The organism is Filimonas lacunae (genome assembly GCF_002355595.1).
Classification (GTDB): Bacteria; Bacteroidota; Bacteroidia; order Chitinophagales; family Chitinophagaceae; genus Filimonas; species Filimonas lacunae.
In genome coordinates this window covers 3,543,851-3,557,079 of the sequence record NZ_AP017422.1, presented here as the reverse complement: position 1 = coordinate 3,557,079, position 13,229 = coordinate 3,543,851, and the positions used below count along the sequence as shown (strand labels likewise).

Here is a 13,229-nt window from a genome sequence, read left to right as displayed (position 1 = left end):
GGCGCATTTTCCCCATTCTTCACAAAGTGTTGCTTTGTAGCGTCCTTATTGCCACGGTACGATTTTGTTGCGTTTTTTAATAATGTATATAGATGATAACAATCCGCTGCCCAGGGCGGTTATCCGTCCCAACTCATTTGTATTGCTGGACGGCGAATGGAAGTTTCAACCAGATACGGATAATAAAGGATTAACGGAACAGTGGCAACTGGCACATACTTACACACATACTGCCCATTGGCCGGGCAGTGTAGAAACCCATATGGCCAGGCTACAGCCTGCCCAGGGATATTGGAGCGGTTCCATTGTGGCCTGGTACGAAAGGGAGTTTCCCGTTCCGGAACAGCACGGTGCCAACAGAGATCCTTATTCGCTGCTGCAATTAACCCTGGGTGCCTGTGGATACGAAACGCGCGTTTGGTTAAATGGTGTTTTACTAAGCACCATAGAAGGGGAAGAGGTGCATAGGGGAGAGTATACTTCCTTTTCGTACGAGCTGGATGATAGTCTGCTACAGGCAGTAAGCCGGTTGACCATTCGTATTGAAAGTTCGATGGATGCTGATACGCCCAGGGGTAAACAGGAATCATTGGTATACAAACGGGGCGGCATCTGGTACCAGACCTATACCGGCGGCGTACGCAGCATCTGGCTGGAAACCGTAGAACGCAACCGCCTGCGCTCGCGCATGGGCGTAGTAAGCACTATTGAAGATAACCTGGTACGGTTCAACTTTACCACGCGCATTCACGATGCAGGAATGTATACGATCAGGCTACAGGTGTTTAAACAGGGGCAGTTGCCCGACCTGCCTGTTGCTACAGATGAATATTCGATGCTGATAGAAGCCGGGCAGAAAAAACAACGCCTGGTAATTGCCATACCCAATGCGCTGCACTGGACGCCGGAAAGCCCGCATTTATACAGGCTGGTAGCACTGTTACAGGATGCAGCGGGATACAGTGCAGAAATTGAAACGCTTTTTGGGCTAAGGAAGATAGAAGCCAGGGGAGGACATATTTACCTGAATAATACACCGGTGTACCTGGATGGCATATTGTACCAGCCCGGTGTGGCCGGGTATGAGCTCATTAAACAACATATGTATGCAATGAAAGCGCTGGGGTGTAACCTGGTGCGTATACATATAGCCGGTGTTGATCCGCGTATTTATGACCTGGCCGATAAGCTGGGTATGCTGTTGTGGGTAGAAGTGCCCAGTCCGCACCGGTCGTCTCCTAAAAGCCGCGAAAACCACCGGGCCGAGTTGCTGCGTATGCTGGCCTTAACGGGTACGCATCCTTCTATTATTATATGGAGTTTATACAATGAAGACTGGGGCGCGCAGGATATTGCTACTAATCCCGAAACGCGCCAGTACATAACCGATATGTATCATTTTATGCAGTTGGCGCATCCCGAATTCCTGGTGGTAGACAACGACGGCTGGCAGCATATTTCCTTTGAAGGGCGCTTAAAAAGCGATCTGCTTACTGCACATATGTATACTGCCAATATTACCAAATGGGCCGAGCTGCTGGACTTGCTTACCATTGGTAAACAATCGGGCGTAGTGGCTTTTCCGCTGGTAGTGGGCGATCCGTTCTTTTTCAGAAAACAGGTGCCATTGATGGTGAGCGAATGGGGTGGATTTGGTTTTGCCGATTATGGCGGCCCAAATGATAACAATGAACGTAGTAAACAGATAACGCTTTTTAAAGCGGAATTGCGAAAAAGACCTATTGCCGGTGATGTATACACACAGGCTACCGATATTGAAGAAGAGCGCAACGGGTTAATTGATTTTGCATCGGGTGCATTAAAAGTGCCGGCAGGATTGCTGGCATCTGGTAAATAAGCGAAAGGAGCATGCCTGCTGGCAGCGCCGTGAAAATGCGATGACAGCAGGCATGTATATTTACACGGCTACCGGCACCTGGGATAACGCGCATACTTCGTGCAGCTCTGGTATATGTACCTGCATAAAGCCTTTATGCTGTAATCGTTTCTGTAATTCTTCCTGCACTTTCGGCTCGCCATGTACCAGGAAGATCTTTTTCACGGCTGCCGGTTCCTGGCAGGCAAGGAATTGACAAAGGTTTTCATAATCGCCATGAGCGCTCATGCTACTCATACTTTTAACAGAAGCCATCACGGGGTATTCCTGACCGTTAATCACTACTTCCTGTGCGCCTGACAATAGCTGTCCGCCCAGCGAACCGGGAGCGCAATAGCCTACCAGCAATATCGTGTTATTGGCATCCTGTATGGTGTCTGCTATATGATGGCGAATGCGTCCGGCATCGGCCATGCCGCTTGCCGCAATGATAATAGCGGGTTCGGTAATGCCTTTGATCTTAATGCTGTCTTCTACACATCGTGTCCAATGCAGGCCCGGAAACTCAAACGGATTTTCATTGGCTTGTGCCAGTGCGGCAATACGCTCGTTAAAGCAGTTGGTGTACTCGGTAAATATCTCCGTTGCAGCCAGGCTCAGCGGACTGTCTACAATTACCGGGATATCGCCCAGCCTGTTTTCCAGGGTTAATTGTTTCAGGTACACCAATAGCTCTTGTGTACGTCCCAGGCTGAATGCGGGTATCACTAATTTTCCTTTTTTACGGATGCAGGTATCCTGTATCAGCTTCATCAGTTCGTCGGTAGTGCTGAACAAGGGATCGTGCAGACTGGCGCCATAGGTGCTTTCCATAATGATATAGTCTGCCTGCGGAAACTCCTGTGGCGGACAAAGCAGGGGATGGCGGTACCGGCCAATATCGCCGCTGAAGGTTACCTGTTGGGTAATATCGTCTTCTGTAATTTTCAGGTGTACGGCTGCACTGCCCAGCAAATGGCCGGCATCGGTTAGCAACAGCTCCACACCTGGCTGCAACACCGTCCAGGTATTATAGTCCACTACTTCCAGTAAGGGCAAGGTGGCTATTACGTCGTCTACATCGTAAAACGGATCGGAGGGTATTTCTTCTTTGCTGCCATGTGGTGTATGCGCTGTGTTTTTCTGAATATTAGCTGAGTCAAGCAACAGAATGCTGGCTAACTGTCTCGTAGGGGCGGTACAATAAATTTTACCCTTAAACCCTTCTTTCACCAGCTTAGGCAACAACCCGCTATGGTCAATATGCGCATGGGACAGTATTACAAAGCTTACCTGCGCTGCATCAAACCCGAAAGACTGGTTCAGGCTTTCCGTTTGTGCGCCCATGCCCTGGAACATTCCGCAATCGAGCAATATAGCGGTTCCATCTTCTAAAGTAATCAAGTGTTTAGAGCCTGTGACAGTTTGTGCCGCTCCATGAAAAGCAATTCTCATCTGTGGTGTTTTCCATTGGAAATCACTAATTGTGCCGGGAATTATTTACAGCTGCCATTAGCTGTAGTGTTGCTTGTTTTAGTGATGTATGCTTTATTGCTATGTAAAAAGCAATAGCCGCACCGGCGGGATTTAAAGAAGTGTTTATGTATTTCTACATAACGGAAAACCCAGCAGTTGGGTGCATTGAAACACGAAGGCCGTTTTTATGCCGCCGTAGGGCAGGTATGCATCAGCGCTGTGGATGTGAGGGATAACAGGATCATAAACTTCTATAAGTTGACGTTTGATGTTATGGGCACATGTCATTTTAGGCCATTATTGTTTTGTCTAATCTGTTTAATTGTGCGTTTTGCACATCATATATGAAAGCTTCGATTTCATCCTGCGACATGCCATTAACTTCTATATGCATATGACTTCCACTGTCAGAAGATGGAAATAACCTTTCTTCTGGTAATAATCCTTATGTTGTATGTATAATTGTGCAAGTACTTTATTAATGATAGACTTCCATTATATTGTTATAGTGGTACTAAGGTTGGCTTATGAACAAAATATCTAATGGAAAAAATATCATATAGTAGAATGTGTTGTTTTATAGGTCTTTTTCTTACTGCTGAGTCAATTTTTAAATGAATATGCATTGATGATTTTCTGCAAGTTATCCTTCTTCTCAACGATGTCTTTATGTTTTTGGGCTCCAACTCCCTGCGCACCATTTCCCCCGCTTCCACCAACAACACCCGCACTTCCTCCACCGTTCTACCTTCCTTCAACCACTGAATAGCCTTCCCCGCCAGCAATTGATAATGCTTGCGTTCCCGGTTTACCGGCAGCATCTTATGTACCTCAGAAGCCAATGGAGAAGCAGTAGCCAGCAATTCCGCATACTTACGTGTTTTAGCAAATTCCGGGGCGGTTTTCACACGTTTCCTGCACAATGGGCTGGGTATACGTCCAAGGGTAATTCCTTCTCGTATATATACCTGTAATTTTCCATACATACCTGGAGCAGGCGGATTTTCACATACGTATTTTGCCATAACAATCGTCTCTTTCTACGAAAATAATGTCTTCAAAATATTTACTACCTTAAAAAATCTGAACGCTTTAAAGGTGAACGCAGGGTATACTCACGATAGGGAGAGCGACTACCGGCCACTATATTACCAGCCCCTTACACACCCCAAAAAAACACAATTATAGCCGCCACAAGTCTGGTTAAGGCAAACGATGTGTTGACATTCAACTGATAACGTTCTGGCACGGGAATAGATAGGTATACTATATAACCTAAAACAAACACTATGTCAGACTGTACAAACACCGCCGCCACCACTGAAGAGCGCGTAAAGATCAACAAAGATGATCCAGAGGAAGTTGCCTATATGCACCGCCAGTTTCCGCTGATGCAGTATGAACTCATTGTGGAAGCCATTGAAGAAGCAGGGCCATATAAAGATGAAATAATGACGTATTTGAATTGCCGAAAATAATTTTTGTATGATCGCGCAAGTGGAATGAAAGATTCCTTTCTAAAAGCGTCTATAATAAAGACGTGGGTGTTACCTGAGATCAATGCTTTCAAAACAGCAGATAGGACAGGGTAGCACCCATTTTTTTATGTGTCAGTGGTCAAGAAAACTACTTTCCCACAGCTCATCCGAACGGATGGATCACTCAGCAGTACAGATGGATGGCGGCTCCCATGGGATGAAGGGCCTGTCCGTACTGTTGACTCATCCATCCCACCTGCTTACACATTCGTACGTACAGCCAGTAGTTCGCTCCCATGGAATGAATGACTCGGCAGGTGGGATGAGTTATTCATCCCACCTGCTGGCTCCTTCCGGTGTACCGCCGGGAGTTTGCTTCCATGGGAGGAGGCTCTGAGTAGTACGGATGAGTCATTCATCCCATCTGCTGACTCCTTCCAGCATACCGCCGGGAGTTTGCTTCCATAGGAGGAGAGTCAAGTGCATTCTGTCCAATGACTCATCCGTTTTGCTGAGTGATTCGTGCGTACGAATGAAGAACGGGAGGGTAAAAAGTGGAGACAAAACCTCTTAATAGAAGCATGGAGTAGTACTAACCAATAAGCAAAAAGTACACAACAAGGAGCCATTTTTACTTTCCCGGCACTCGTCCGTACGGATGGATGCTCCATCCGTACGGACGAAAGACGCAGCAGTACGCTGGAAGGAGCCAGCAGGTGGGAGAAATGGAGGGATTTATTAATAATGGGGGCTATTAGGAAATAGGATTCCATTCATATTAGTACAGTTGGGGAATACGACGGAATAAAAAAATACCCTGAATGATCACCAGCATGCTGCAGGTGGCCGGAACCGCAGCCGCTACATAATCCCCGGCAGTAAGTAAATCAAACCCGCCGTGCCATATTACAACCGGTATAATGCTATAGTTACTTTTTATATACAACCAGCTTAGCAGCACAGAGCCATAGGTTAAACTAATGCCCCAGCCAATAATACCCCAACCCATGCTGGTGAACGAAGCATGCAGCGAAAACCAGTAGCATACCATTGGGCACTTATGGCTGCCAGAAAAGGGCCGGCCGATGCCATAAAAAACTGGTAAGGAAGCGTTGGCCATTGTGTGTTACAAATATGGTTAAGCACAAAAGGCAGCCACAGTAGCCAGGAGGTGGCAAAGCAAACTGCCAGGTATATCCCTATTGCTTTTTTCATCAGGTTCAAAGTAGGTGTTGCTAAAGCTACTACAGGATGCGGGAACAGATAATGATTTCCGTCAGGTGGAATATCAGTCCGTGTTATGGAATAACTATTTCAGCAATCCTCAATTAGTGCATTGAATATGAGTGTATTATGTTTTGGCAACATAATGGAAGACTACCTGTAAACAACATACAATGGAAACATCCAATCCTGTAAAAATTTTCCTGGTAGACGATGATGCTTTTTGTTTACATGTTTACCAGCAGCACCTGACTAAATTAGGCTATAGCAATCTTTCTTTGTTTGAGAGTGGGGCCGACTGTCTGCATCACCTCACCGAAAACCCTGATATCATCTTTCTCGATCATGGCATGCGTGAATTAACGGGCATTGATGTACTCAAAAAGATCAAGCGCTTTAACCCGGATATTTACGTTGTTTTTTTATCGGGCCAGGAGCATATTGAAACAGCCGTGAGCGCATTAAAGTACGGGGCCTTTGATTATATAGTAAAGGGCGAGCTGGACCTGGAAAACATGACCAAAGTGCTGGCTAAAATAGCCGAGGTACGCGAAATGTTACGGAAGAATAATCCCAATTCATTCCGGCGCTTCTTCTCTTTAATATAATAACACTGCTATGAAAATCATACACAGTCTTGTTCCGGTAATACTTTGCAGCCTGCTGTTTACTTCCTGTGCCACACAAAACCTGTTAACCCAAAGCAGGCAGCAGGAGGTAAATACTTCCCGCGAGGATACGGTATTTGCTTATAATCCGCATTATGCTTATCAACTGCGTAAAGATGATAAAATAAACATCAGCGTTTGGGATAACGATGACATCAGTGTGGGGTCTGTTTACGGTATATATAACTCCAATGAAGTGTACGGTAAATGGCTGATGCTGGACGACTCAGGCTATGTGGCCATACCTAAACTGGGTAATGTAAACCTGTTGGGCCTTACAGTAGCGCAGGTGAAAGTGAAGCTGCAAAACGCTTTTAAAAAGTGGATCGTTAACCCCGTGATAGATGTAAAAGTGCTGAATAAAGAAGTAACGGTGTTGGGTGAATTAAAAACACCGGGTAAGTACACCTTAGATAAGGAAAACAATACCTTATTGGAGGTGATAGGCAAGGCCGGTGATTTTGATTTTTATGCCAACAAGAAGAAGATACAGGTGATTAGAATGGTAGATAGTTTGCCAGTGGCCTACACCGTAAACCTTACCGATATGCAGCAGTTTACTACCGCCAACGTGCAGATTCATCCCGGGGATATTGTATATGTGCCCAGCCGCCGGGGAAAGCATTGGGATAAACGGGCCGGCTCAACCATTGTGCCTATTGCTTCTGCTATCAGCTCGGCTGTGCTGTTAGGGAAAGTGTTTTAAAAAAACGTATTAATCCTGCCGTCATCATGAATTTACTGCAACCGTTATATCGTGGATTGCCCATTGTAATCATTACAATGATGGCAGGTGTAGGTCTGGCTAAAAAATACCTGAAATATGCTACACCTATGTATGAAAGCACTTCCAAAATAAAGCTGGCCGATATACACGAAGGTGTGCCTAACAGCAACCTGTTTAAAGATTTTGATGTGTTTGTAAACACCACCAAAATCAGCGCAGAAGTAGAACTGCTGAAATCGAAAGTGTTGGTGCGGAAAATGCTGGAACATCTTGATTTGCGCATCTCTGTTTACCGCGTGGGCGAAATTCATAAAACAGAATTGTATAACCAGGCGCCGTTTATAGTGCAGGCCAGTATAGACAACGCCAGGTGGTACAACCGGCCATTTGCCATACAAATTGCCAGCGATTCGCTGGTAACCTTACAGGCACCCACTGGCGATATATTTCACACAACGCTCAATCATGTGCTATCCGTAAAGGGGGCTACGTTTTTATTGCAGCGCAACCAGGTGCTGTTACAGCAACGGCCGGGGTTACCGGTGAACGACCGTTACGAATGTATAGTACATGCAGAAGACAAGCTGGTGAACAGTGTAATAGATGGATTGGATATTATGGCCGTAGATAAAGATGTGCCGGTGCTGCGCATCAGTTATAAATCGGCTGTTCCGCAAAAGTCGGCAGATGTGGTAAATGCACTGGCAGCCACTTATATTGCCGATTATATTGAGCAGAAATATAAATCGGCCGATACTACCGAGCAGTTTTTAACCAAGCAACTGGATACATTCAGCCATAAACTAAGTACCAGCGAAGGGGATATAGAAAGCTACCGCAATCGTAAACGCATTATCAATATCCGGCAGGAAACAGAAACCGACCTGCGCAAAATTGCAGATTTAAAAAAGCAACTGGCCAGTGTGCAAATGAGCCTCAATGCCATGGATAGTCTTAACCACTATATAAGTTTGGGAAAAGATCACTTCCTGGATCTGGCTCCCAATTTTGAAGCTTTTACCGATTTGCTCAGTACCGAGCTGGTAAAAAAAATAAAAGAACTGCAAAGAGATAAGCACGACCTGCTGGTAAAGTATACACCCGAGCATGAGAAAGTGAAAGTGATAGATGATAAACTGAATGATATTTTCAGTTACCTGCAGGAAAGTGTACAAAACACCGGGCGCAGTTTGCACATTCAATATACCGACCTGGAAAATACCATTAACGAATCGGAAAAAGTGTTTATCGGGTTGCCGGAGCGGGAAAAGAATATGACCATACTGGAACGCAACTTCAGCATGAATGAATCTATTTACCGTTTCTTACACGGGAAAAAAACAGAAGCGGAAATAGCCAAAGCGGCCACCCTTTCTTTTCACCGTATTATTTCCGAAGGCGAGGTGCCGGAAAAGCCGGTATCGCCCAATTACACTATTATTACGGTGCTGGCAGCCATACTGGGTATAGCGGCAGGTGTGGTGCTCATCTATTTGGTGCATTCGCTAAAAGCCAAAGTAAATAACGAAGACACTATTCAGCGTTTATCGGCAACGCCGCTATCCGCCGCGGTTCCCCTTTGCCGCAAGGCAGAGCAACGCATCACTTTTTTCAGAAAATGGGCGGTGGAACTGGAGTTGAAAAAACAACTGCTTCCCGGCACTGTTATTTGCATCTCTTCCTTTAAAGCGTTGGAAGGAAAGCATTATATCGCATCAGCGCTTCACCAGGCGATAGCCACGCTGCACGAAAAAGTATTGCTGATACAGGCAGGAGAAACCGTTACAGGTATGTTGCAAAACCCCGAAGGATGGTGCAGGTATTTACGCGAACAGCAGTTACAATACGATATTGTGATCATAGTCAATTTTCCGGTTCATGCACATGCCTCCTCGCTGGTGCTGATGTCGGCAGCTACCAGCAACCTGTTTGTGTTAGACAGCCGGCGCACGCCACAGCGCTGTATTACAGAAGCAGATGTATTGAAGCAGCAATTACAAATTCCTGCCATGCAGTTTGTATTGAACAGGGCAGGTTATACACCCAGCCTGCTGGTGCAATTGAAAAATTACCTGCTGCAGCTGGTGCAAAAAATACGCAGATGAAAATAGCAATTCCCATACAGGCAAAGTACCAGGTAATGGCCGATCAGCTGGTAGTAAGCGGCGCAGGCTTTTGTACCAGCCTGTTGCTGGCTAGGGCATTAGGAATAGTGGAGTTTGGCAGGTTTTCAGGTATAGTGATGATACAGCTTTTTATATTATCCATTACCATGGCCTTTACCACGCAGGTATACCAGGTGGTGCAGCCTTCGTTAAACGAGGGCGATGCCCGGTTGTTTACCAAAGGGCTGTTGGGCCAGCAGATAGGTTTTGCAGCGTTGTTGTTGCTGGTGGTGCTGGCAGCCTGTTTCGCTTTTCCTTTATCAGTAAACAGGCTGGGGGGCCATGCACAGGCTACGGTGTTATGGGCGGGAGTAGCTACAGTATTATACCTGCTGCAGGATTTTTTGCGCCGGGTTTTTATCACCTGTAATAAAACCAGTCATGCGCTAATAATAGATGTGCTCAACAATGCACTGCAACTGGCAGGCCTGTGCTGGGCCTGGTATTATCACCAGCTTACCTTGTGTGTAGCCTGGGCTATTATCGCTTTGTCATATCTGCCGGCAGTAGCAACAGGCATGGTGCTGTTAAATGCCGGCAAACTTACCAAAGCAGCAGCCGGCTTTACGTGGAAAGTGCAAAAAAGTAAAAGTGGCTGGTTGCTCGGTTCTTCCTTATTGCAGTGGGGGGCGGGGTATTTTTTTGTAATGGCAGCAGGCTGGTACATAGGTGCCGCCGCCTTAGGTGCGTTGCGTTTGGCGCAATATATTTTTGGTATTTTAAATGTTTTGCTACAGGCTATAGAAAGTTATGCCCTGCCAAGGGCAGCCGCCCATACCGCTCACCTGCAGCACTATTGGCGGGTGCTGTTACAGAAAAGCCTGTTGCTGATGTTGCCCGTTTTAATAGCCTTGTCTGTTTTTGCACGTCCTGTGCTAACGCTGGCGGGAGGTGTGCAATATGCACAATATGCTTTTGTCATGTATGGCCTTAGCCTGGTGTATGTGTTAATTACCATTGGTTATCCCGTGCGTATAGCCATCCGCTCCCTGCACCTGGATAAAGCCTATTTTATGGCCTATATACTGGCTGTGGCGGTGAGTGTTGCCGTAGCACCCTGGTTATTGCAGCACTGGCAGCTATATGGTGTGTTGTGCGGCCTTTTTCTTTCTCAATTCATTTGTATCACTTACTGGCTCATCATTCTGCAACGTAAAAAATCATTGTTATGGAAATCATACACCTGATACTGGGCAAAGCCAATCCTGACCGTATGAACGGCGTTAACCGGGTAGTGCATGAACTGGCTGGCAGGCAATGCGGCGCTGGCAAACAGGTAGAGGTATGGGGCATTACAAAAGTGCCCGTGCATAATTATCCGGCGCGTAATTACACTACCCGGTTGTTTGCCAGGCCGGCCAATCCGTTTTGTTTACATCCCGCATTACAAGCGGCTATCCAAAGCCGGCAACACGCCGTATTTCATTTGCATGGTGGTTTTGTGCCCCAGATGTATATGGCGGCCCGGTTGCTGAAGCGCCATGGCATCCCGTTCGTATTTACACCCCATGGAAGTTATAATACCCTTGCCATGCATAAAAGCAGATGGCAGAAGAAGCTGTATTTTCAATGGTTTGAAAGCAGGCTGTTGCAGGCTGCCAAAGCAGTGCACCTGCTGGGAAAATCGGAAATGGATGGTTTGCAGGAAGTGTTTCCCAATAGTAAATCGGTGCTGATACCCTATGGGTACGACCTGGAATGCCTGCCGCTGATTGGCCCGGTTACCGGCCAGTTTATTATAGGGTATTGTGGCAGGATAGATATCTACACCAAAGGATTGAAAGAATTGCTGGAAGGCTTTGCCGCTTTTGCTGTTACACATCCCGGCGCAAGGTTATGGATGATAGGGGATGGTGCAGAACGTAATCGATTAACCAGTATTGCTGCTATGCTGGGCATCACAGATAAGGTGGTTTTCTGGGGTGCTGTATATGGTAAAGATAAAAACAACCTGTTGCAGCAATGCCAGGTATTTGCTGCACCCAGCCGTAACGAAGGACTGCCAACCGCAGTGCTGGAAGCCGCCTCTCTGGGTATTCCCTGTATGGTAACAGAAGCCACCAATACCGGTAATTACATACGGCAGTTTGAAGCCGGCATAGTGATACAGGATACCTGTGGCGAGCAGATACAAAATGCGTTAACACAGTTATACCAGCGCATGCGGGAACCGGAAGCAGTAGCCGCATTTTGCCATAATGCCAGGCGTATGGTGGCAGAAGCTTTTAACTGGGAAAAAATTGTAATGGATTTTAATGCCTTATACCAATGTTAGCCAACACACCACTGGCAGAGAATACCCATCAGCTGTTTTTAAAAAGAACCGGCTGGATGCTGCTGCTGGTGTTGGTGGTAATGGTGGGTGGGTATTTTACCTGGAGTGAGAATGTGGTTATTACAAGGCTGATTAAAGTGGTGGGAAGAATGGGTATGACGCTTGCCGCCATTGTAATACACCACCGCATTGTGAAGCGGGGCGCGTTGGCTTCTTTTCAATGGAAAAACCATCTTTCGCCCTTCCTGTATTTCGGGTACCTGGTATTGGGTTTTATCTCTTTTTTGTGGAGTACAGATGTTGGCTATAGCGCACTGCAATGGTTTATGGATATAGAAGGATTGTTGTTCGCCTTCTATTATATCAAATGTCTGATGATGCTTGACATCTATTTCCCCGGCAATACTATCCGTTTTTATAACCTGATGGGCAATACCGTTTTTTTGTTGTTAAGTGTGTTTGTGATAGGCATGTTTGCCGATCCGGATGATTTTTTCAGGCTGGTAGAAGGCGGGGAAGACAAGCGGCTGGGTGGGTATATTATGAACCCGAATGAATTGGGAATGATCAGCGGTTTAGGTATTTCCTGCCTGATATTTGACTTATACCGCCTGCGGAAAAAAGTGTGGACGATAGTAAAGATAGTAATGATGGCCTATGTGCTTATCATGACCAAGTCGCGTTCGTCACTGATAGGGTTGCTGTTAATTGTGTTTTTTCATGTGCGGCGTTTACAAAACAAAGTGATCATTTACAGTATCTATGCCGCAGTGGCAGCTGTGATACCAGTTGCCATTGAAAAACTGGTGATGCGCAAAGGAGGGCTGGATGATGTATTATCTATGACAGGACGCATGCCCTTCTGGAAAGCGCTGATTAATGAAGGATTGCCGCGCGAACCCTTGCTGGGTTTTGGTTTTATGCGTATTGATTATAAGGACAAATTTGAAAGTGTACATACTTATGCCGGGCATATGACGCATAATACTTTTATGCAGGTGCTTATGAACCTGGGATTTGTAGGGCTTTGCCTGGTAGGCGTACAGATGTATTTTACCATACGTGGTTTTTTACGCGAATCCGAAGAAAAGAAACTGATGTTGATGGGTATTTTAATACCGGTAATAATAAACTCATTTACAGAGTTTGGCATCTTTGGCGAAACCAATTACGGCATCCTGTTTTACCAGATGCTTATCTTCTCTATCAGCCTGCAACCACACCAGCGTTGCACTACCCGCGAACTATTATATCTGCAAAGAAAGCGTGCGGGCGCGTTTGCTGTTAAGCCTTCTACCACGTAGAGCGGTTTTTCCGCCAGGTGGAAAAACCGAAAAGAA

Annotated in this window: 11 protein-coding genes; 8 read left to right on the top strand and 3 right to left on the bottom strand. The window is 46.1% G+C overall.

Going from position 1 to position 13,229, the window contains the following annotated elements; translation table 11 throughout:
• Positions 1-82: 82 nt before the first annotated feature.
• The gene (locus tag FLA_RS14105; protein ID WP_076378234.1) at positions 83-1,858 is read left to right on the top strand and encodes a glycoside hydrolase family 2 TIM barrel-domain containing protein; all 1,776 of its coding nucleotides are present in this window, start codon (positions 83-85) and stop codon (positions 1,856-1,858) included.
• A 60-nt stretch (positions 1,859-1,918) separates the two neighbouring features.
• Here FLA_RS14105 and FLA_RS14100 read toward each other — a convergent pair whose 3' ends face one another.
• Positions 1,919-3,331: an MBL fold metallo-hydrolase gene (locus tag FLA_RS14100; RefSeq protein WP_076378236.1), complete on the bottom strand. Its 1,413-nt coding sequence runs from the start codon at positions 3,329-3,331 to the stop codon at positions 1,919-1,921.
• 524 nt (positions 3,332-3,855) lie between these two features.
• Positions 3,856-4,377 carry a hypothetical protein gene (locus tag FLA_RS14095; protein ID WP_076378238.1) on the bottom strand — a complete coding sequence of 174 codons (522 nt, stop codon included), beginning with the start codon at positions 4,375-4,377 and terminating at the stop codon, positions 3,856-3,858.
• Positions 4,378-4,641: 264 nt separating this feature from the next.
• Here FLA_RS14095 and FLA_RS14090 point away from each other — a divergent pair, with 264 nt between their 5' ends.
• Positions 4,642-4,830: a hypothetical protein gene (locus FLA_RS14090; RefSeq protein ID WP_076378240.1), complete on the top strand. Its 189-nt coding sequence runs from the start codon at positions 4,642-4,644 to the stop codon at positions 4,828-4,830.
• Positions 4,831-5,608: 778 nt separating this feature from the next.
• Here FLA_RS14090 and FLA_RS31705 read toward each other — a convergent pair.
• Positions 5,609-5,881: a hypothetical protein gene (locus FLA_RS31705; protein WP_197705897.1), complete on the bottom strand. Its 273-nt coding sequence runs from the start codon at positions 5,879-5,881 to the stop codon at positions 5,609-5,611.
• A 346-nt stretch (positions 5,882-6,227) separates the two neighbouring features.
• Here FLA_RS31705 and FLA_RS14080 point away from each other — a divergent pair, with 346 nt between their 5' ends.
• The 6 genes from FLA_RS14080 to FLA_RS14055 are packed head-to-tail and all read left to right on the top strand — an operon-like array spanning position 6,228 to position 13,193.
• Complete coding sequence (locus FLA_RS14080) at positions 6,228-6,662, top strand: response regulator (RefSeq protein WP_076378244.1); 435 nt, start codon at positions 6,228-6,230, stop codon at positions 6,660-6,662.
• 10 nt (positions 6,663-6,672) lie between these two features.
• Positions 6,673-7,428 (top strand): polysaccharide biosynthesis/export family protein, encoded by a 756-nt coding sequence (locus FLA_RS14075; protein WP_076378246.1) that lies wholly within the window; start codon positions 6,673-6,675, stop codon positions 7,426-7,428.
• Between the two features lie 26 nt (positions 7,429-7,454).
• Positions 7,455-9,554: a GNVR domain-containing protein gene (locus FLA_RS14070; protein WP_076378248.1), complete on the top strand. Its 2,100-nt coding sequence runs from the start codon at positions 7,455-7,457 to the stop codon at positions 9,552-9,554.
• A complete protein-coding gene (locus FLA_RS14065; RefSeq protein WP_076378250.1) occupies positions 9,551-10,801 on the top strand; it encodes a lipopolysaccharide biosynthesis protein in 1,251 nt (416 codons plus the stop codon). Before FLA_RS14070 ends, FLA_RS14065 begins: the two co-directional genes overlap by 4 nt.
• The gene (locus FLA_RS14060; protein ID WP_076378252.1) at positions 10,783-11,889 is read left to right on the top strand and encodes a glycosyltransferase; all 1,107 of its coding nucleotides are present in this window, start codon (positions 10,783-10,785) and stop codon (positions 11,887-11,889) included. The genes FLA_RS14065 and FLA_RS14060 overlap by 19 nt, the downstream gene beginning before the upstream one ends.
• Positions 11,883-13,193, top strand: a complete 1,311-nt coding sequence (locus tag FLA_RS14055) for an O-antigen ligase family protein (protein WP_076378254.1) — start codon at positions 11,883-11,885, stop codon at positions 13,191-13,193. The genes FLA_RS14060 and FLA_RS14055 overlap by 7 nt, the downstream gene beginning before the upstream one ends.
• The last annotated feature ends 36 nt before the right edge of the window (positions 13,194-13,229 follow it).

What these genes read in the sequence shown, in the direction of transcription:
- FLA_RS14075 (WP_076378246.1), top strand. Translation starts at nt 6,673, where the DNA reads ATGAAAATCATACACAGTCTTGTTCCGGTAATACTTTGCAGCCTGCTG.
- FLA_RS31705 (WP_197705897.1), bottom strand. Translation starts at nt 5,881, where the DNA reads ATGGTATGCTACTGGTTTTCGCTGCATGCTTCGTTCACCAGCATGGGT.
- FLA_RS14090 (WP_076378240.1), top strand. Translation starts at nt 4,642, where the DNA reads ATGTCAGACTGTACAAACACCGCCGCCACCACTGAAGAGCGCGTAAAG.
- FLA_RS14105 (WP_076378234.1), top strand. Translation starts at nt 83, where the DNA reads ATGTATATAGATGATAACAATCCGCTGCCCAGGGCGGTTATCCGTCCC.
- FLA_RS14070 (WP_076378248.1), top strand. Translation starts at nt 7,455, where the DNA reads ATGAATTTACTGCAACCGTTATATCGTGGATTGCCCATTGTAATCATT.
- FLA_RS14060 (WP_076378252.1), top strand. Translation starts at nt 10,783, where the DNA reads ATGGAAATCATACACCTGATACTGGGCAAAGCCAATCCTGACCGTATG.
- FLA_RS14095 (WP_076378238.1), bottom strand. Translation starts at nt 4,377, where the DNA reads ATGGCAAAATACGTATGTGAAAATCCGCCTGCTCCAGGTATGTATGGA.
- FLA_RS14055 (WP_076378254.1), top strand. Translation starts at nt 11,883, where the DNA reads ATGTTAGCCAACACACCACTGGCAGAGAATACCCATCAGCTGTTTTTA.
- FLA_RS14065 (WP_076378250.1), top strand. Translation starts at nt 9,551, where the DNA reads ATGAAAATAGCAATTCCCATACAGGCAAAGTACCAGGTAATGGCCGAT.
- FLA_RS14100 (WP_076378236.1), bottom strand. Translation starts at nt 3,331, where the DNA reads ATGAGAATTGCTTTTCATGGAGCGGCACAAACTGTCACAGGCTCTAAA.
- FLA_RS14080 (WP_076378244.1), top strand. Translation starts at nt 6,228, where the DNA reads ATGGAAACATCCAATCCTGTAAAAATTTTCCTGGTAGACGATGATGCT.